Annotated in this window: 1 protein-coding gene; it reads right to left on the reverse strand. The window is 42.3% G+C overall.

All coding sequences use genetic code 11. The features are described 5' to 3' along the window. Positions 1-250, reverse strand: a 250-nt coding sequence (locus tag BTV99_RS13900; protein ID WP_218607625.1) for a Dna2/Cas4 domain-containing protein, incomplete at its 3' end; no start/stop codon positions are given. Between the last annotated feature and the right edge of the window lie 55 nt (positions 251-305).

The raw sequence follows: 305 nt of genomic DNA on the forward strand, positions 1-305 counted from the left end.
TGGTATTTATTTTTTTAGTCAGCCATGTTGAAGCATTTTTATTAAAAATCTTGGGATGACAGATATCTTTAAGTGAGCAATTGCGGCATTTACTGGTGCTATAAGTGGGCTTGGGCGTCTCTCCACTCTCTATAATATGCCGACAGTCATTAATAGCATCTAAAGTGACCTTCCGTAGTTCATCATCAAAATTTACATTATGACGGCGGCGCGTCTTACCATAAACAGTGCGCCCTCCCTGACGGTGCAATCATGCATATCTTCTAAGCATAGTGCTTGCGCGCACAATTGCACTTCATCCGCAC

Origin of the sequence: Psychrobacter sp. Rd 27.2 (genome assembly GCF_001921755.1) — a bacterium.
GTDB classification, from domain to species: domain Bacteria; phylum Pseudomonadota; class Gammaproteobacteria; order Pseudomonadales; family Moraxellaceae; genus Psychrobacter; species Psychrobacter celer.